Origin of the sequence: Nonomuraea composti, assembly GCF_012034275.1 — a bacterium.
Classification (GTDB): domain Bacteria; phylum Actinomycetota; class Actinomycetes; order Streptosporangiales; family Streptosporangiaceae; genus Nonomuraea; species Nonomuraea composti.
Genome location: NZ_JAATEP010000059.1, coordinates 25,456 through 43,376 on the forward strand (window position 1 = coordinate 25,456; position 17,921 = coordinate 43,376).

Below are 17,921 nucleotides of genomic sequence, written 5' to 3' on the forward strand. Positions count from 1 at the left end.
CATCGAGCCGACGGAAGGCATGGGACGGGTCCACCCGTATGCCCCATCCTGCCGCCCGCGAAGAGGCTCTCCACCTTGTTCGCGGTGGAGAGCCGGCGTCAAACTGGTCGCCATAGCGCCGCACCATGGTCAGCACGCTGACAATATGCTCAGCACGGTGATCACAGCTCCCCGCCGCGGAGCGTGGACGGCACGAGCACCGATCGGAACTGCCCGCCGACCATGCCGGCCATCGGCCTGGGCAGGTCGGTGTGGGCGATCCCCGTGGTGTCGCCGCTGATGTCGGAGCAGGCGCATCGCCACAGCAGATCATTATGACAATCGATCAGAGGATGCTCGCGGAGCAGTTCCATGCGGGCGAGCCAGGTCACCGGACCGGTTGGTAGGCCGGGCCGCCATCGGCGAGAAGCCGTTCGGCCTCGGCGTAGATCTCCTCCGGTGACTGGTCGAGGTTGAGCGTCTTGCGGAACGGCTGTCGCACATCCCTGTCGATGCGCAGGTAGACCTCGTTCCTGTTGCCCTCGGGATCGAAGAAGTAGATGCCGAAGGCGTTGCCGTGGGTGACCTCCTGTTGCACCTGGATGCCTTCTGCCCGGAAGCGGTGGTGGAAGGCGATGAGATCGTCAAGGCTCTGCAGCCGCCAGGAGATCTGGTGCTGCTGCTTGCTTCCAGGCTCCGCGGTGCGGCCGGTCTGCAGGACGAACTCGTGGTGCTCCTCCTCAGGCCGGGAGCTGAAGAAGACGATGCCCAGGTCGGTGTCCTCGTCGGTGACGGTGAGCCCGAGGACGCGCTCGTAGAAGTCCCGCATGGTGGCGAGGTCGAAAACCCACAGTCCGGTGTGTCCCAGCTCAGCGATTGCCATCGGATCCTCCATGTTCTATTTTTCAGGATAGTAGTCCTGAAAAATGAAACGAGTCAATTGAGGAGATTCATGTTCTCGCCAGGAAAGATCCTTTGTGTCGGGCTCAACTACCGGGAGCACGTCGAGGAATCCCAGCGCGACTTGCCGGAATATCCGGTGTGGTTCGCCAAGTTCGCCTCCAGCATCGCGTCCGGCACGAGGAGCCGATCCTCCTGCCGTCCGAATCGCACCAGGTGGACTACGAGGCCGAGCTTGCGGTCGTGATCGGCAGGCCAGGGCGCCGCATCCCCAGCGATCAGGCCCTTGATCACGTGCTGGGTTACACGATCGCCAACGACGTCACCATGCGGGACTACCAGTACAAGACCCACCAGTGGCTCCAGGGCAAGGCATGGGATTCCTCCACGCCCCTCGGTCCGGCACTGGTCGCTCCTGACGCCGTCGACTCCGGTGCGCTGGACATCTCCCTGCGCCTGAACGGCGAGGTCATGCAGTCGTCCAACACCTCGCTGATGATCTTCAGTGTTCCCCGGCTGATCAGCCTGGCCTCCCAGTTCACCCGGCTGGAGCCCGGCGACGTGATCCTCACGGGCACCCCGGGCGGCGTGGGCTACCGCCGCGAACCACAGGTGTTCCTCACCGACGGAGACGTGGTGGAGGTCGAGATCGAGGGCATCGGTGTCCTGCGCAACCCCGTTCGCCAGGAGAAGGCATGACCTGGCGGCCCCTCCGGATGCCGCGGCCTTCGCCTCTCTGGCACCAAGGTCGACCATCGTGAGCAGGCTTCCCGTCCTCGTGGTCGGCGCCGGCCCGGTGGGACTGACCGTGGCCAACCTCTTGGCTGCCCGGCAGGTGCCGGTCCTGGTGGTCGAGCGCAACGCCACCACCAGTGACGAGGCGAAGGCGATCAGCCTGGACGACGAGTCGTTGCGGACCATGCAGATGGCCGGCCTGGACGACGCGGTGCTCGAGATCGTGGTGCCGGGCACCGGGACCCGCTACTTCGGCCGTACGGGAAAGGTGCTCTTCCACGCACGAGGGCCGGAACCCTACCGGATGGGTTTTCCGTTCAAGAACCAGTTCGCCCAGCCCGAGCTGGAACGGGTGCTGCTACGGGCGCTGAAGAACCGGCCCGACGTGGAGGTGCGCTTCGGCACGGCCCTGGTAGGACTGCACGAAGGAGAGGTGGTCACCGCGGTGCTGGAGTCGGGTGAGGCCGAGGTCGGCTGGGTGCTCGGTTGCGACGGTGGCCGCAGCACCGTGCGCGAGCTGAAGAAGATCGGCATGGCGGGAACCAGCCATTCCGAGGTGTGGCTCGTCGTCGACACTGTCGGAGACGCCCATGACCAGCGGTATGCCATGCACTTGGGGACGCCTTCCCGTCCCACCGTCGTCGTGCCCGGCCGGAACGGGCGGTGCCGGTATGAGTTCCGGCTGTGGCCGGGCGAGGGGGTGGCGGGGGAGCGGCCGGAGTTCGAGCTGATTCGACGCCTGCTCTCGCCTTACCGTGACATTTCGCCCGCCCAGGTGGAGCGGTCCGTCACCTACACGTTCAACGCGCTCGTCGCCGACCGCTGGCGGGACGGGCGCAGCTTCCTGCTCGGCGATGCCGCTCACATGATGCCGCCGTTCGCCGGGCAGGGCCTCAACTCCGGCATCAGGGACGCCGCCAACCTGGCCTGGAAACTCGCGGAGGTCTGGCACGGCCGTTGCGATCCGAGTCTGCTCGACACCTACGAGCTCGAACGCCGTCCTCACGCGACGGCGACCGTCGCGTTGTCGCAGCGCCTGGGGCAGGTGGTCATGACCACGAGCCGGCCACGCGCCTGGCTCCGCGACATGATGATCCGCGCGATCCGGCTCACCGGCCCCGGCCGGCGCTACCTGGCGGAGATGCGCTTCCGCCCGCGTGCCGTACATCGTCAGGGAGTCGTCTCAGGCAACGGTGATCTTGTCGGAACCCTGTTGCCGCAGCCGTGCGTGCTGGTGGCATCCAGCGCGCGCCCCGTGCTGCTGGATGAAGTGCTGGGAGCAGGGTTCGCCCTGCTCGGAGTGGATGTGACCGCGGCCGAGTGGGACCGTGTGGCTTCCCTGCTGCCCGCGGACCGGCTGGTCACATGCGTGGACGTGGTGCTGGACGAGCGGCTGCCACGCCCCAGCGACGAACGGCAGTCCGTCGCGGACGCCGACGGGCGCTTGCAAGCCGCTCTTGGCATGGCACGCGGGCACTTCGTCCTGGTCAGACCGGACCGCTATCTCGGCGCGGTGTTCACGGCAGAGCGCGCTGGGCCCGTGGGCGACCTGCTGGGCGCCTGTGTTCGATGAGCTCCTGCTCCAAGCCGCCAGGGTGGCTCTTATGAGCCCCCGAGCGCGAGACCGCGAGCCCTTCCTCGGCCGCCACCACCTCATCGTCGAACTCCTTCCGGGCGGCGGCCCGGTCGTTACCCGGCCAGAAAGGGGTGAGCATCAACCGCCGCGCACCTGCCGAGGACGGTCACTGCTCGCACCCGTACAGGATGCCAGTTCCAGACGGCCATCAATGGCGGCGGTCTCAGACGGGCCCGCAAGCACGATTCAACAGATCTGACGGAGGAAACCGAGAACCTCGCGGTGGAAGAGCTCAGGTGCCTGCAAGTAGGGCATGTGCCCGACTCCGGGCAACAGCACAGACGAGATCGCGGGCACGTGTCGGGCGATCCGCCGTCCGATCTCCGGCGAGATCGAACGATCAGCCTCGCCCCAGACCTGCAAGACCGGTAGCTCCCATGCGAGCCGGACCAGAGAGTCGAGCAAGGGTTGGGCGTCCAGCTCCTCGCGCACCATGGCGGCGAGCCGCTGCATGGCATGGACGGTTCCCGGGAAGTTTGTGATGCGGTATTCCTCCTCGGTAAGAACATCCAGGTCGGAGCCGGTCATGCCCGTCATGAACGACAGACGCGACCGCACCGTCTCGCGATCCGGCTGTGCGAGGCGATCGGCGAGTCCTTCGCGTGCCTCTGAGCCGAGCGCGCATATCCCGGTGGGAGCGCACAACACCAGAGCATGCAACGGTGACGTGTCCACTTCGGTGTGAAGATCGAGCGCCGTGCGAAGCGCCACATGTCCGCCGAACGAGGTGCCGATGAGGGTGATCGACTCTCCCTCGGCATAGCGTGCCAGGGTCTCCGCCATGAAGGCCGCGAAGCCGGCCACGGTATAGCGGGCCTCGGCCGAACGGCTGGCGAAACCATGTCCGGGAAGATCGACAGCGCGCACTCGATATCCGGCTTGGGCGAGTGGTTCGAGGCATGACCGCCAACGGTCAGCGCGTCCGCCGATGCCATGGACGAGCCAGATCTCCTGCGGGCCGGTTCCGGCTTCCACAATCCTGCTCCGGATGCCCATGGACCGGATGGGATAACTGATGATCATGTTCTGTGGGGCTCCGGCCGTACATCAGGGCGATCGGTGATCACCGCGTCGGCATCGATCTCGATGAGCGCGTCCGGCCGGACGAGCGCGTCGATGCGGACCAATGTGCTGGCCGGCTTACGGGCCCCGCCAAAAAAGGCGCGCCGGCTGTCGTGAATCGCTTCGAAGACCTCTTTGGTGAGCGGCGCCCGCACGTACACGCGGACGCGGACGATGTCCTCCATCGTGCCGTGGAGGGAGTGCAACACTGATTCGATCTTGGCCAGGGCGGCGGCGCTCTGCCGGAAGATCTCGTCCGCCAGGGTCAGCTCTGTCTGCCCGTCGCGGTCCAGGCTTTGAGGGGCGGTGCCGGTGTGCCCGGAGATGAACACGAACCTCGCGTTCCCGACCCTCACCACGCTGGCAGGCGCGTACGTCAGGGAGTCCGCGCAGACCGCGCCATCGGCGAAGCGGAATCCGTGCGCTTCCTGGATCCGGACGGATTCCTCGCGAACCACCTGTGGCGCCTCAGCGGGTACGCTCATGCCTTCTCCTGTTCGTCGATGTCGAGGACGGCATCGCGTTCGAAACGCCGCACCGTGTGGAAGACCTCCGTGAGGTCGGGATCCTTGGCATCAGGGCCGTCCATCACTGCTGTGGACGCGGCGGCCGGCGGTATGCCGTCAAGGAAGTCGCGGCGCAGCACAGTGCCGTGCGAGAGCGTGCGCGATCGCAGATTGCGCCACCGTCGTTCCTGCTCCTGGTCAGAAGTGTCTATGGGGTGCCCGCTCTGGATGACGGTCCTGATGCCGCCGGGCTTGAGCAGGACGGACAGGTCCCGGAGCGGGTCGCTCTCGAGCACGAGCAGGTCGGCCGTCGCGCCGATGCGCATGGTGCCCAGCTTGCCCTCCATGCCGAGTGCTCTGGCGGGGATGGTCGTGGCGGCCTGCAGGGCCTCGGCGATGGACAGGCCGGCGAAATCGCGCAGGAGCTGCAGCTCGCGCGCGTGCCATTCGCCGTAGGGGGTGACGGCGAAGCCGCTGTCCGTACCCACCATGAAGGTGACGCCGGCGTCGTGGGCGTCGTGCAGGGTGGCGGCGGTGCGGTCGAGCAGTCTTTTGACGTTGTCGCGCGTCTGTGCCGCGACACCGACGTTGTCGCCGTAGTCGGCGATGTTGGCGAGCAGGAGCAGGGTGGGCACGAGCGGGATCCGTGATTCGGCGAGTTCCTCGATGACTTCCGGCGTCATCGTGTTGCCGTGCATGATCCAGTCCATGCCTGCGCGGACTGCCACCGAGACCTCCGCGGAGCCTCGCGCATGAATGGTGATCTTGCGTTTCAGCTGGTGGACGAGGGCCGCCGCGATGGCCATCTCGTCGTCGGTGAACGCCTGGTACTCGCCGTACGGGCTGTCGGCGAGCTTGATGAGGTCGACGCCGTTCTTCACCTGGTGGCGGATCTCCCGGACCATCTCCTCCACGGTGTTGGTCAGCACGCCGATGCTGCCCTCGGGCACGCCGACGTGGTCCGGATACCAGTCGGTGAGCCCGTTGCTGGTGGTGAGATAGCGGCCGGCGGTGTGCATCCGCGGCCCCTGGATCAGCCCGCTGACCAGCGCGTCGCGGAGCCCGACTCCGATGTAGTAGCTGCCGCCGGGCTGGGAGATCGTGGTGAAACCGGCGCGCAGCACCTTGCGCAGGTTCGCGGCCGCGATCAGGGTGCGCAGCTCCACGCTGGTGTAGAGATCCTGCTCCTCCTGCGTGTTGCTCTCCCCGTAGGTCATGTGGCAGTGCATGTCGATCAGACCTGGGCAGATGTACGTGCCGCGGGCGTCCATCTGCTCGATCGGGTCTCCGCGCGGTACGTCCGCGGCGAGGTCGATGCCGGATGCGATCTTCGCGATGGTCTCGTCCTGGATGAGGACGTCCTGGTCGCGCTGGACCGTTCCGGATTCGGTGTCGACGACATGGCCGCCTTTGATGAGCAACCACGAGCTTGTCACGATGTCCCTCCGATGTTCGGGTCGTGCGGACCGCCGCGTCGGCGGCAGCGATTGAGGCAGGCTCCGATCCCGGCCGCATCGGTTCGGACCACGTCGCCGGGCTGGAGGAAGACGGGTGGACTCATGGCGGCGCCTACCCCTCCAGGGGTCCCGGTGGCGACGATGTCGCCGGGGCGCAGGCCGACGCTTCTCGACAGGTAGCTCAGGAGCGCCGGCACGCCGAAGACCAGGTCACTGGTCCTGGCGCGCTGGCGGGTCACGCCGTTGACCTCACAGCGGATCTCGATGTCGACCTGGCCCGCGCTGTCCTGCGGGAGTTCGTCGGGTGTGACGACGACGGGGCCGAGTGGAGTGCTCTGCTCGAAGTTCTTGCCCGCGAACCACTGGCTGGTGCGGTGCTGCCAGTCCCTGGCCGTGACGTCGTTGATCAGGGTGTAGCCGGCGATGGCCCGCCGGCAGTGATCCTCGGGAGCGTCACGGAGCTCGTCGGCCAGGACGACGGCGAGTTCGGCTTCCCAATCCATCGCAGCAGACGAGGCCGGTAGCAGGATGTCGTCGTGCGGGCCGACGGTGGCGGAGCTCATCTTGTAGAAGATGGTGGGATGTTCCGGGACGGGGCGTCCCATTTCTCGGATGTGCTGGCGATAGTTGTGGCCCACGCAGAAGATGCGCGTGGTTTCGTCGGCCGGGCTCAGCATCACCGGACCGGTGATGGTCTCGTCGCGGTTGAGAGCCGACGTGGCCGCGTGCCTCCAGTCACCGTTCCCGAAGAGATCAGCGAACCGTGTCGCTTCCAGGAGCGTTGCGCGGGGGTGGTCGCCGGTGTCGGTGATGACCGCGATCTGAGGGCCAGTGTCAGTCAGGACCCTGGCGAGTCTCATCGGGTGTCCTTTCGTGTCGCGGCCGGTCGGCGGCCAGGCAGGAGGTTGCCTCAAGATGGTTGAACAGCAGGTGCTCCGCAGAGTTCGGGAGGTCACCACGCGTCACGTAATAGATGGGGAGGATGAAGCCGTCGTCCAAGGGGATGATGACCGCGCCACTTCCGTGGTCGCCCAAGCGAGCGGGCACCAGACCAACGCCCTCGCCGAGTGCCACACGTGCGAGCACGCTCGGGAACGCCACCTCCTGCGCCGCGATGTGCAGCGCCCGCCCGGCGTCGTGGAAGCGTGCGATGAGCTTGTCGTGCAGTTCGCCGTGCAGATTTCTCGGCACGACGATGAAGGGCTCGTCAAAGAACTCCTCGATGCCGGCCGATTCACGCGATGCGAGCGGATGGTCGGCGGGGACGGCGACTCCGAGTCGCTGCGCACCGATCTGATGGCTGAGGTGCTCGTCCTTGTGTGAGGGCAGAGTGGTCAGCATCGCGTCCAGCACGCCGAGATCGAGCAACGGGCCGAGTTCGTCGGCGCTGCGGACGGTGGCCTCGAAGCGCACCTGAGGATGTTCCTGTTTGAATTTCCTCAGGACGGTGGGAAGGTCGCTGGCCAGGACAGCGGAGGACAGGCCGATGTGCAACGCTCCGGCATACCCTTGTGCCCACGCCTCCGCCTCCCCCTCGAGGCGATTGATCGAAGCCAGGACGGTGTGAGCGTGTGCCAGGATGGCCGCGCCGGCCGCCGTCAGCTCGACCAGGCCGCCCCCACGGGTGAAGAGCTTGACGCCGAAATGCGTCTCCAGCTTGGCGATGTGTTGCGACACGCCCGGCTGGGTAGCGTGCAGGGCCTCCGCCGCCCGTACGAAGCTCTTGTGCTCGGCGACGGCGAGCAGGGTCTGAAGAAGCCGGGCGTCGAACATGTGCTCATCCCTCTCTCCGGTGCGAGCCGTCGTCCTCTTGGGGCAGCCCGCATGGTCGGCTTGCCACGTCCGCGCCACAGTTTCCAGCGATCCGCGAAATCAACGGCGCTTCGGCCGCCGGGGCGAGGTCCACGCTGAAGTAGCGGCGCCCGGCGTAACCGAGCCCCCAGCGGTCCGGGGTGCGAACGATGTCTATGACGGTGCACACGAACATCTCGTGAGTGCCCATCACCGTGGAGTGGGAGACACGGCAGTCGAAGCTCGTGAGGCAGCCCATCAGTAAAGGGGCGCCGGTGGAACCGCGGCTCCAGGTAGCGCGGGCGAAGCGAGCAGGCATGGGGCCGCTGCCTTGCCCCGCGAATTCCGGAGCCAGCGCGAGTTGGTCGTAGGAGAGGGTGTTCACGGCCAGGACGCGGCTGCGGGCGATCATGCTGTGCGCGTAGCTACGGCGGTTCAGGCAGACCAGCAGGCTGGGGGGCGTGTCGCTGACAGCGCAGACCGCCGTGGCTGTGATGCCCGCGTCGTTGCCGTCGGCGACGGTGGTGACGACATGCACCGACGAGGCGACGAGGGCCATCGCTTCGCGAAACGCCATGCCTGCTGCTGTTTGGGGTGGCACCGGTGATGCCGTCAAGAGACTCTCCTGCTTCCTGTCCATGGTCATCGGTGCGGGACGGGCGCATTCCAGGGGTGAATTCGCCAGCCATGTTCGTCGTAGTCGTGCATGCACTGCTCGATGAGGTCGTCCAGTGACTCCATGACCCCGCTTCCATGAGCGGATCGCAGGCACTGCAGGCGTACTTCCTCGTGATTGCCGGCGTAATTGCGTTCATAGAGCTCGTGCCGCCCGGCGAACTCCGTACCGACGGCGTCCCACAGGAGCTTCATGACCTTGACACGTTCGCCGGCGGTGATGCCATGCGATCCACGGACGTAGCGGTCGAGGTACGGGCCGATGTTCGGGTCGAGCAGATCGACGCCGGACGACGGCAGGTAGACCAGCGCGGACGCGACGATCTTGTGGACGATCTCGCGCACGCGGGGGAAGGCATCAGGCGCGAACACCCGGTAGGCGAAGGCGGACTGCAGGTTCGGCAGCACGGTGCCGTTGACCCACGGCTGGGCGCCGTCCGCCATGGCGTCCGACAAAACCCAGAACGTGTTGCGCAGAGCCACTATCTCGCCCAGGAGCGCCTGATTCCCGCGGAAGGCGTCGCCTCCGGTGATTTTCAGCGCACGCGCGACGAGCCCGGTCATGAAGTCGAGCTTGACCGCGTACCTCGTGCAGCCCTGAAGGCAGAACCCTTGCATGAAACCGGACTCGCGATAAAAACGCTGGACCCGGTCCACGTCCCGGTAGACCAGGACGTTCTCCCACGGGACGAACACCTGATCCAGGACCAGGATGGAGTCGTTCTCATCGAAACGGCTGGACAGGGGATAGTCGAAGGGCGAACCGGCTGTGGTGGCGTTGAGCTCGTAGGACGTCCGGCAGATGAGGGTGCACCCGGGGGAGTCCATGGGGGCCATGAACATGACGGCCATGCTGGTGTCCTCGGCGTCGGATGATCCGCTCTGCCCGACGAAGGTGACCTGCGACAGGGCTGCCCCGGTGGCGACGACCTTCGCGCCCGAGACGATGATGCCTCCGTCCACCTCCTTGTCGATCCGGACGTACACATCTTTGACGGTCTCCGCGGACCTGCCGCGATCGACGGGTGGATTGACGATCGCATGGTTGATGAACGGCACCGCTTCCTGCGACCAGCGGTGCCAACGGCGCGCGTTCTCCGCGAAATCGCCGTAGAAATCGCTGTTCGGGCCCAGCATGTTCGTCAGCGCGGCCTTGAAGTCGGGAGTTCGGCCCATCCAGCCGTATGTCATCCGCGACCATGCGGCTATGGCGTCACGCTGAGCGCGCACGGCGGCAGCCGACTCGGCCGGCCGGAAGAAGCGATGGGTGTAACCGCCGTTCCCGGTGTCGGTGGGCGTGGTCAGAACGTGGCGGTGCTCATCGGTGTGCAGCGCGTCGTAGAGCCGGGCTATCGATCGTGCGGTGTTACGGAACGCTGGATGACTGGCCACATCGGTAACCCGTTCGCCGTTGAGGTAGATGGTTCGTCCATCACGAAGGGATGCCAGATACTCCTCTCCGGTGAACGGGCGGGATCTGTTGCCACGGTGGTCGTCTATGCCGGTCGGCACGGTTTCAGGAATCACGGACCGTCCTTTCAAGGGGGAAACGAATTGCCTCACGCAGTCCAGCGCAGCCGGTGATGTCGCCGCCGCGTACCAGGTCACCTGCTGCGGCCACCGCCTGAGAGAACTCCCAGTCCTCGCGCATCGGCCGGACGTGCGAGCGCACCAGCTCGCGCACCTTCTCCAACGGGGCCGATGAGCGCATGCCGGCGCGATGGTCCATGCCTTCGGTGGCGGCGAGCAATTCGATGGCGATGATGGAGCACGTGTTGGCGGCCATGTCGAGCAGCCTGCGTGCTCCGTGGGTGGCCATGGAGACGAAGTCCTCCTGGTTACCCGCGGTGGGAATGCTGTCGACCGACGCCGGATGAGCGCGCTGTTTGTTCTCGGAAGCCAGCGCGGCCGCAGCGATCTGCAGGCTCATGAACCCTGATGTCAACCCGCCGGCATCGGTGAGGAACGCGGGAAGCCCGCTCAACGAGTGATCGGTGAGGAAGGCGACGCGCCGCTCCGACATGGCACCGATCTCGGAAAGCACGATGGCCAGCATGTCGGCCGCAAAGGCCACCGGTTCGGCGTGAAAGTTGCCCGCGGACACGACCTCACCGGTCTCCGCGATCAGCAGCGGATTGTCCGTCACGCTGTTGGCCTCGATCCCCAACGTGGTGCGCGCTTGCTGAACCACGTCCAGACAGGCACCAAGAACCTGAGGCATGCAACGCACCGAATAGGGATCCTGAACCCGATTGCCGGCACTCGCCTGTCGATAGTCGCCGGATGAGAGCAACTGCCCGAGGAGGGACGCGACCCGGACCTGTCCCGGGTGCGGCCGCAAGCGCTGTACGGCGGGACTGAAGGGGGCGGTCGAGCTGAGGGACGCTTCCACCGACATCGCACCGGTGACGAGAGCGGCCGCCAGAGCATTTTCCGCCTCGAAAAGCCCCGCAAGCGCGAGCGCGGTCGAGACCTGAGTCCCGTTGAGGAGCGCCAGCCCTTCCTTCGGGCCGAGCACGAGCGGCTGAATACCCGCCCGCCGCATTGCCTCACCGCCAGGAAGTGTCTCTCCGTGAAGCCTGGCCGTCCCTCGTCCGATCATCACCGCGGCCATGTGCGCGAGAGGAGCGAGATCACCAGAGGCGCCGACTGATCCCTGACCCGGAATCACGGGAAGAACTCCACGTTCGCACATGTCGATCAACACGTCGGCCACGATCGGCCTGGTGCCGGACGCGCCCTGAGCCAGCGCCGCCAATTTCAGGCAAAGAATGAGCCGGACAACGGAATCCGGCAAGGGCTCGCCCACGCCCACGGTGTGCGACAGGACCAGGTTTTCCTGCAGCCGCTGGAGATCCGCCTTTTCTATCCGGCTGGTCGCCAGCCTTCCGAAGCCGGTGTTGACACCATAGATAGGCAGCTCCGTGTCGAGCAGCCGCAGTGCCAGGCCATGAGACCGTTCGACCGACTCGCGCGCCGCCTCGCTCAGACGCACCGTCACAGGGCCATGCGCCAGGTAGATCTCTCGCCATCCGGCAAGGCTGTTATCTCCGGGACTAGGGTCAGCATCATGTGGGATTCCTTCTCGCCCCTGCGCGGTGGTGACACAGTCAAGGGTTGCCTGACTGGTGCCATAAAGGCCAATAATGTTTACAGATGAATCCATCGCGGATTTTTATTTCCGCGTTGTGGGATGCTCAACCGACGGCAGGTCTTCCTGTGAGGCCGCCTTCGTATGAGTCTTTTTCAGCTGGGCCTCGATGAGGGCGCCCGGCGGCTTCTCCGGCTTCCGGGCGGGCAGGCATCCCGCTTGGCGGCGAACGAACGCACTCTGGCTCGACGGCACCCCCACCGCAGAGTTTGAACAACCCAGGCCCTGCGCGCGGATGGCGGAGTCGAAGAGATTCAGGACCGTCAGGTAGATATGCCGGCTGAACCGGTCCGCCGATGGGGCTGCTCAGTCCTTCACCGCAATCTCGGTAGGCGCAAGCTGAACCGCGCCCCGCCCGAGTCTGCCTGACCGACGTCGAGGGAACCGCAGTGAGCCAGAGCGATCTCGCGTGCGATGGTCAAACCCAGACCGGCTCCACCGTGAGTCCGGCTGCGTGCGCCATCGATGCGGGTGAACTGCTCGAAAATTCGTTCCCGCTGAGCTTCGGCCACACCTTCGCCGTCGTCAGTGACGACGAGTTCGACATGCGCGTCACCACGAATCACCTCGAGCTGGACGGTTGCGGACGCATGCCGCTGTGCGTTGTCCAGCAGAGTCTCCAGGACTCGAACGATCTGAGAGGGAACCGCTCGTACGAAGGCGTTCGGCGCCATCCGCAGCTGGATCGGAAGGTGATCGGATCGGCGAAGAACCTCTCGCCTGGTCAGATCGACCAGGTCCCATTCCTCGTACTCCGCCGCCGTGCTGGCCCGCAGACTGGCGAGCAGGAACAGATCGCTCACGATCGCTTCGAGGCGATCGACACTTTTCAACGCCCGATGGAGCGATCCGATCAAGTCGGTCTGTTCCGGATGCAGTAGCGCCTCCTCCAGCTCCACGCGCAACCCGGCCACAGGGGTGCGGAGCTCATGCGAGGCGTCGGCAACGAATTGGCGTTGGCTAGTGAGAACCGCCTGAGCCGCTGTTGCGGCGTGCTCGCCACCATAAGCGGAGTGAGATCGGGATCGATCAGGAGACACCATGTCGCTCCTCCAAACTCCAGCCCGCGAGCGTTCAGCGGTCTGGTGTCACCTCCAAGCCTGACGAAGCCGCTGAATAAAAGCCAATAATGTCTCGGCATGAGGTCATCACGCCGGCTTATGCGGCCTGGTCCGCTCCCGCTTGTAACGCCGGTCTGCCGCCGGTGATCGCTCCGCGTCCCCGCTGTTCCTTGCCGGTCTGACCGCTTCCCTCGGACGCGCTGCGGACCTCCGACATGCCGCAGGTGCACCATGACCTGCCGTCGTCGCACCTGTTCCAGTAGACAATCGTGCTCGTAACGCCGGAGGGGCGTCCACTCGCCACGGGCTTACCAGTCGACCTCGTCGGCAGGACCTAGTACCGCGCCCGGCCACTGCCGCAGCCGCTGCGGCAGCGCGAGATCCGTCTGTACCGGCGGGCCGGACAAGTGTCCGCCCCGCCGGTGGGCGCCTTCGTCGAGCTCTGCGCCAGGAAGCCCGCGGGCCGATGGCATCTTCCACGTGGGGCAGCATGTCCCGGCTCGTGCCGTCAGAAAGCTTGACTAGCTGTACTGCCCACAGAGGTTGAGTACGGACGACACGACATCGATGATCTTGTGAATGGGTGAGGGCCTTCGGTTTGGTGTGGATTGCGACATCTGCACACCAACCAGAAAGGCCCTCATGCCCCACCGTAACGCGCCGCTGACCGTGAACCGCCCCGAGTTTGATGGAGACCTTGGACGCCTGCGCCTGGCCCGCTGTGTTGTCGAGGACGGCTGGCCACTGCGTCGTGCCGCCGAACGCTTCCAGGTCGCCGTCACCACCGCACGGCGCTGGGCTGGCCGCTATCGGCAGTGCCCAGCGGCAGGCATGTCCGATCGCTCCTCACGCCCGCAGCACAGCCCGCGCCGCACCCCCACCCGCACCGAGCGACGCATCATCAAAGTGCGACTGCTGCGCCGATGGGGGCCGGCCCGCATCGCCTACCTCCTCGGCCTGCACCCCTCCACCGTGCACCGCGTGCTGACCCGCTACCGGCTCACCCGCCTGACCCATCTCGACCGCGCCACCGGCCGGACCATCCGCCGCTACGAACACCCCGCGCCCGGCGACCTGGTCCACGTCGACATCAAGAAACTGGGCAACATTCCCGACGGCGGCGGCCACAAGGCGCACGGCCGGCAGGCGGGCGGACGCAACAGTTCCGCCCACCGCGACCCGGACCGGCCCCGCACCCACCACGGCCGCCCCAACCTCGGCTACGGCTACCTGCACAACGCCATCGACGATCACTCCCGCCTGGCCTACACCGAGATCCTGCCCGACGAGACCAAGGAAAGCGCCACCGCGTTCTGGCAGCGCGCCCAGGCCTTCTTCACCGTCTACGGCATCACCGTGCGCCGGGTGCTCACCGACAACGGCAACTGCTACCGCTCTCGCCTCTGGCGCGAGACCCTGACCAAGGCGGGCATCACGCACAAGCGCACCCGCCCCTACCGGCCCCAGACCAACGGCAAGGCCGAACGTTACAACCGCACCCTGCTCGACGAGTGGGCCTACGCCCAGCCCTACACTTCAGAAGCCGAACGCCGCGCCGCCCTGCCGGCCTGGCTACACGCCTACAACCACCACCGCGGACACACCGCGCTGAACGGCCTGCCACCCGCCAGCCGCGTACCCAACCTCACGAGACAGAACAACTAGCCGGTGGTGCAGAGGGCGTGGTCGACCAGCGTCGTGAGTGCGTTGTTGGTGCGCCGTGAGGCCGCGAGGTCTGTGGGGGAGCGGGAGGTGACCTCGACCGCGACGCTGCGTCCGCCGTCCGGGACAACACCTACTCTGGTGCTGAAACCGGCCTCGTCACCACCGTGGCCCCAGTAGCCGCCACCGCAGCTCAGCGGCTGATACATGAGCCCGAGGCCATAGGCGGCGCCGGTGACTCCCATGTCCTGGAGCGCCTTGGCCGGGACGGTCTTCTTCATCTCGGCCAGCTGAGCGGGCGCGAGGAGCCTGCCGTTCAGCAGGGCGCGGAAGAACCGGTTGAGGTCGCCGGTGGTGCTGATCATCGCCCCGGCCGCGTCACCCATGGTCTGGTTGTGGGTGGTGACGTCCATCAGCGGGCCGTCCGGCGTGAATCGGGTGTAAGCCGTGGCGTGCGGGTTCGGCAGGTTCGGATCGGTGCCGGGGATTTCGGTGTGCCGCATGGACAGGGGGGTCAGGATGCGCCGTTCGATCTCCTCACCCCAGGTCCGCCCGGTCGCCTTGCGGATGATCATGCCGGCGAGGACGTAGTTGGTGTTGGAGTAGCCCCACTTCGCGCCTGGCTCGAAGGCTGGCTTGTTCTCCATCGCCAGCGCGACGAGCTGCTCGGGCCGCCAGGTCCGCAACCGCGCTTCTTGCCATTGTTCCACCGAGGTGGCCGGCCGCAGATATTCGGGGATGCCGCTGGTGTGCTGCAAGAGTTGCCGCACAGTGACCTTGCGCCCGTCGTTGCCGTTGCCGCGCACGACCCCGGGCAGCCACTTGTCCACGGTGTCGTCCAGCGACAGCTTGCCCTCGCCGACCAGTTGGAGCACCACCGTGGCGACGAAAGTTTTGGTGGTACTGCCGATCCGGAAGTAACCGTTCAGCGGCATGGCCTTCTTGGTCGTCAGGTCGGCGACTCCGCTCCGCGCGGGCAAACGGCCCGATCCCGTGTCCACCTCTCCGAGTACTCCCACCACCCCCGTGGCATGCACGGCTCGCACGTCGTCACGCAGCCGGTCCAAGGTCGCGCTGTCCACCTCCGGCTTGGCGGGACGTGCGGGCGCGGTCGGGGATGTCTGCTGGACTGGCTTCGGCGGCGTAGGCGACGGCGGTAGCGCCGCCGCGGACGCTGTCACGACGATGCCGGCAGCTGCTGCCGCCGTCGCGAGCCGTTCGACGCATCTGCGAAGTGATGAATTGCTTCTGTCGATGGACATGGAGTCCCTCCGGGAAGATCGATGGCTGATTGCCGGGAGGTACTCAACCGCAACGCCGGTTACACGGACGGAACAGCCGCCTTTACCGCGGTGTAACCCCTCGCTCGGGATACTCCGTGCTGTGCCGATCGCGAAGGATGTGGAATGAGAGTGCTGGTGGTGGAGGATCACCGGGAGCTGGCCGACACGCTGGCGGCTGGGCTACGTCGCGAAGGCATGGCGGTCGACGTGGCCTACGACGGCGTGCAGGCGTTGCGACGTACCTCCGTCTACCGGTACGAGGTCGTCGTCCTCGATCGTGACCTGCCGGCTCTGCATGGCGACGAGGTGTGCCGGACGCTGATGTCGGAACGGTATCCGGCTCGGGTGCTGATGCTCACCGCAGCGGCCACCATCGAGGACAGGGTCGGCGGATTGAGCTCGGGCGCCGACGACTACCTGCCCAAGCCTTTCGCCTTCGCCGAACTCGTGGCTCGCGTCCGTGCTCTCGCCAGGCGAGCGCAACCCGCCGTTCCGCCGATCCTGGTGCATGGCGAGCTTCGCCTCGACCCGGGACGCCGCCTGGCCACGCGCAACGGCCACAGGCTGGAGCTGAGCCCCAAGGAGTTCGCCGTCCTGGAGCTTCTCCTGGCCGCCCAAGGCCGGGTGATCTCGGCCGAGGAACTGCTGGAACGCGCGTGGGACGAGGCCGCCGACCCCTTCACCGCCACGGTCAAGGTAACCATCAGCCGCCTGCGCCGCAAACTCGGTGATCCTCCACTGGTCGAGACGGTCCCGCACGCCGGCTACCGGCTCTGACCGTGCGCACGCCATTCGGCACGCGGCCGACCACGCGGTGGACGGTACGGCTGCGACTGACGCTGCTCTATGGCGGGCTCGTCCTGGGGACGGGGGCGCTGCTGCTCGGCGTCACCTACGTACTCATGAATCACGTGTTGCCAGTCGTTCAGGTGAAACCGCCGGCCCGGCCCGACCTGCGGGGCGCCATCACGCCTCCGGCACTGCCGATTCCAGACCTGCAGAACAAGCCGGAACAGCAGCGGGCCGAGGACATGAGACAGTTCCTGACAGCGGCGGCGCTGGCGCTGGTCCTGATGACCTTCATGTCCGCCGGGCTCGGCTGGGCCGTCGCAGGGCGCGTGTTGCGCCCCCTGCGGATGATCATCAAGACCGCGCGGGGCATCACCGCGCGCAACCTGCACCAGCGCCTGGACGCCCGTGGACCTGATGACGAGATCAAGGACTTGGCGGACACCATCGACGGGCTGCTCGACCGCCTGCAGAGCGCGTTCGAAGCGCAACGGGCGTTCGTGGCGAACGCCTCTCACGAGCTGCGCACGCCGCTGACCTTCGAGCGTAGCCTGCTGGAGATCACGCTCGCGGACCCCGGCGCGAGTGCCCAGGACCTGAGGGCCGTCTGCGAACGGCTCCTGGCCGGCAACCAGAGCCAGGAACGGGTCATCGAGGCGCTCCTCACCCTCGCCCGCAGCCAACGAGGGCTGGATCAGCTCCACGACCTTGACGTGGCCAAGGCCGTCACAACCGCCCTGAACTCCGCCCGCGAGCAGGCGGCTGCACGCGGGCTACGACTGGAGACACAGCTGGACGTGGCCTGCACATCAGGCGATCCAACGCTCGTGGAGCGGTTGGCGGTCAACCTCCTGGACAATGCCGTGCGCCACAACACGTCGAGAGGAGGCTGGGTGAGAATCCGGACAGGCCTCGACGCCGGGCGGCCGACGCTGTGCGTGAGCAACAGCGGGCCGACCATCCCCGCCGATCAGGTCGATTCCCTGTTCGAACCGTTCCGCAGACTCGCCACGGTGCGGACCGGGCAGGAGGACGGGTCGGGGTTGGGACTGTCCATCGTGGCCGCCATCGCCGCCGCCCACAACGCCCGGCTCGACGCCCACGCCCTTCCCGAGGGCGGTCTACGGGTCCGGATCAGCTTCCAGCCGGCATGATACGGCTCCATCTCTCCCAAACCACAGTCGATAGGGTCTTGCCGCCGCCAGGTTTGGATGGGCCGACGTCTCCGCGTACG

General features: G+C 66.5%; 17 protein-coding genes. 5 read left to right on the top strand and 12 right to left on the bottom strand.

Annotated features, from left to right (window positions below; genetic code table 11):
• Nucleotides 1-161 precede the first annotated feature (161 nt).
• On the bottom strand, nucleotides 162-371 hold the full coding sequence (locus HCN51_RS47960; protein ID WP_168018703.1) for a membrane dipeptidase: 210 nt from the start codon (nucleotides 369-371) through the stop codon (nucleotides 162-164).
• Entirely contained in the window at nucleotides 368-862 is a 495-nt protein-coding gene (locus tag HCN51_RS47965) for a VOC family protein (protein WP_168018705.1), read from the bottom strand. The genes HCN51_RS47960 and HCN51_RS47965 overlap by 4 nt, the downstream gene beginning before the upstream one ends.
• Nucleotides 863-1,020: 158 nt before the next feature.
• Between HCN51_RS47965 and HCN51_RS47970 the strand changes: the two genes are divergently transcribed.
• Nucleotides 1,021-1,578 carry a fumarylacetoacetate hydrolase family protein gene (locus tag HCN51_RS47970; protein WP_346434058.1) on the top strand — a complete coding sequence of 186 codons (558 nt, stop codon included), beginning with the start codon at nucleotides 1,021-1,023 and terminating at the stop codon, nucleotides 1,576-1,578.
• Between the two features lie 58 nt (nucleotides 1,579-1,636).
• Complete coding sequence (locus HCN51_RS47975) at nucleotides 1,637-3,187, top strand: bifunctional 3-(3-hydroxy-phenyl)propionate/3-hydroxycinnamic acid hydroxylase (RefSeq protein WP_168018707.1); 1,551 nt, start codon at nucleotides 1,637-1,639, stop codon at nucleotides 3,185-3,187.
• A 249-nt stretch (nucleotides 3,188-3,436) separates the two neighbouring features.
• On the opposite strand, the gene HCN51_RS47980 is transcribed toward HCN51_RS47975, so the two are convergent.
• The 9 genes from HCN51_RS47980 to HCN51_RS48020 all read right to left on the bottom strand — a co-directional run bounded on the left by HCN51_RS47980 (nucleotide 3,437) and on the right by HCN51_RS48020 (nucleotide 12,935).
• Nucleotides 3,437-4,273 (bottom strand): alpha/beta fold hydrolase, encoded by an 837-nt coding sequence (locus tag HCN51_RS47980; RefSeq protein ID WP_168018709.1) that lies wholly within the window; start codon nucleotides 4,271-4,273, stop codon nucleotides 3,437-3,439.
• Nucleotides 4,270-4,797 (bottom strand): RidA family protein, encoded by a 528-nt coding sequence (locus HCN51_RS47985; RefSeq protein ID WP_168018711.1) that lies wholly within the window; start codon nucleotides 4,795-4,797, stop codon nucleotides 4,270-4,272. The genes HCN51_RS47980 and HCN51_RS47985 overlap by 4 nt, the downstream gene beginning before the upstream one ends.
• A complete protein-coding gene (locus HCN51_RS47990; protein ID WP_168018713.1) occupies nucleotides 4,794-6,254 on the bottom strand; it encodes an amidohydrolase family protein in 1,461 nt (486 codons plus the stop codon). Before HCN51_RS47990 ends, HCN51_RS47985 begins: the two co-directional genes overlap by 4 nt.
• Nucleotides 6,251-7,135, bottom strand: coding sequence for a fumarylacetoacetate hydrolase family protein (locus tag HCN51_RS47995; RefSeq protein WP_168018715.1), 885 nt, complete (start codon nucleotides 7,133-7,135; stop codon nucleotides 6,251-6,253). Before HCN51_RS47995 ends, HCN51_RS47990 begins: the two co-directional genes overlap by 4 nt.
• Nucleotides 7,110-8,048: a LysR family transcriptional regulator gene (locus HCN51_RS48000; protein WP_168018717.1), complete on the bottom strand. Its 939-nt coding sequence runs from the start codon at nucleotides 8,046-8,048 to the stop codon at nucleotides 7,110-7,112. Before HCN51_RS48000 ends, HCN51_RS47995 begins: the two co-directional genes overlap by 26 nt.
• A 4-nt stretch (nucleotides 8,049-8,052) precedes the next feature.
• Nucleotides 8,053-8,643 (bottom strand): flavin reductase family protein, encoded by a 591-nt coding sequence (locus tag HCN51_RS48005; protein ID WP_168018719.1) that lies wholly within the window; start codon nucleotides 8,641-8,643, stop codon nucleotides 8,053-8,055.
• Between the two features lie 65 nt (nucleotides 8,644-8,708).
• Nucleotides 8,709-10,268: a 4-hydroxyphenylacetate 3-hydroxylase N-terminal domain-containing protein gene (locus tag HCN51_RS48010; RefSeq protein WP_346434059.1), complete on the bottom strand. Its 1,560-nt coding sequence runs from the start codon at nucleotides 10,266-10,268 to the stop codon at nucleotides 8,709-8,711.
• Nucleotides 10,258-11,907: a histidine ammonia-lyase gene (gene hutH, locus HCN51_RS48015; RefSeq protein ID WP_168018721.1), complete on the bottom strand. Its 1,650-nt coding sequence runs from the start codon at nucleotides 11,905-11,907 to the stop codon at nucleotides 10,258-10,260. The genes HCN51_RS48010 and hutH overlap by 11 nt, the downstream gene beginning before the upstream one ends.
• A 299-nt stretch (nucleotides 11,908-12,206) precedes the next feature.
• On the bottom strand, nucleotides 12,207-12,935 hold the full coding sequence (locus HCN51_RS48020) for a sensor histidine kinase (protein ID WP_168018723.1): 729 nt from the start codon (nucleotides 12,933-12,935) through the stop codon (nucleotides 12,207-12,209).
• Nucleotides 12,936-13,595: 660 nt separating this feature from the next.
• Between HCN51_RS48020 and HCN51_RS48025 the strand changes: the two genes are divergently transcribed.
• Nucleotides 13,596-14,618 (top strand): IS481 family transposase, encoded by a 1,023-nt coding sequence (locus tag HCN51_RS48025; RefSeq protein WP_168018725.1) that lies wholly within the window; start codon nucleotides 13,596-13,598, stop codon nucleotides 14,616-14,618.
• Here the strand turns inward: HCN51_RS48025 and HCN51_RS48030 are convergent.
• Nucleotides 14,615-15,877 carry a serine hydrolase domain-containing protein gene (locus tag HCN51_RS48030; protein WP_168018727.1) on the bottom strand — a complete coding sequence of 421 codons (1,263 nt, stop codon included), beginning with the start codon at nucleotides 15,875-15,877 and terminating at the stop codon, nucleotides 14,615-14,617. The genes HCN51_RS48025 and HCN51_RS48030 overlap by 4 nt on opposite strands.
• Before the next feature lie 144 nt (nucleotides 15,878-16,021).
• On the opposite strand from HCN51_RS48030, the gene HCN51_RS48035 reads away from it, so the two are divergent.
• Both HCN51_RS48035 and HCN51_RS60640 read left to right on the top strand, forming a co-directional pair.
• Nucleotides 16,022-16,675: a response regulator transcription factor gene (locus HCN51_RS48035; RefSeq protein WP_168018729.1), complete on the top strand. Its 654-nt coding sequence runs from the start codon at nucleotides 16,022-16,024 to the stop codon at nucleotides 16,673-16,675.
• A gap of 2 nt (nucleotides 16,676-16,677) precedes the next feature.
• Complete coding sequence (locus HCN51_RS60640; protein WP_206068746.1) at nucleotides 16,678-17,841, top strand: ATP-binding protein; 1,164 nt, start codon at nucleotides 16,678-16,680, stop codon at nucleotides 17,839-17,841.
• Nucleotides 17,842-17,921 lie beyond the last annotated feature (80 nt).